2 pseudogenes are annotated in these 507 nt (G+C 39.3%); both read right to left on the reverse strand.

What is annotated here, in order from left to right:
* Window positions 1-236: pseudogene (locus ACWHAR_RS32455) on the reverse strand (sensor histidine kinase); the annotation flags it as partial.
* A gap of 125 nt (window positions 237-361) precedes the next feature.
* A pseudogene (locus ACWHAR_RS32460) lies at window positions 362-507 on the reverse strand (cystathionine beta-lyase); the annotation flags it as partial.

The following is a 507-nucleotide window of genomic DNA, read 5'->3' on the forward strand; positions in this document are numbered from 1 at the left end:
ATGTAAAATAAACAAATGATAACGGGAATCATCTGAAGGCCGTATTGTATGTAGTCCATTTCATGAATCGGGAAAATAATGCATAAAACGGAGGCGCCGCAGGCGAAGAGCGTGACCAAACCGCTGTTTATTTTTGGCACAAGAATCGCAGGTTTTCCAAGCCAAAACACTTGGTAAAGAAGAATAGGAAACAAAATAAAGCAGATGTGCAGAAGATAGTCTTTTAGAATTTCCATTCGTGTAAAATCCTTTCGTATAAAATATGAATCTATTATAACACTAAATATTAGAAGTAAAATATAAAATTCCTTTATTAAGAACGCCTTTACAAATGAAGACGTAAAGGCGTTTACAGCTATATTTACGATAATGCGGCTTTGATGCGGCGCAGGCCGTCCTGCAGGGTTGCAAGAGAGCATCCCGCGTTCAGGCGCATAAATCCTTCTCCGCCAGGCCCGTATTTCGTCCCGGGCTCTAAAATAACTTTTCCTTTTTTTAGCATTCTTT

It is taken from the genome of Bacillus sp. LR--39 (genome assembly GCF_053613335.1).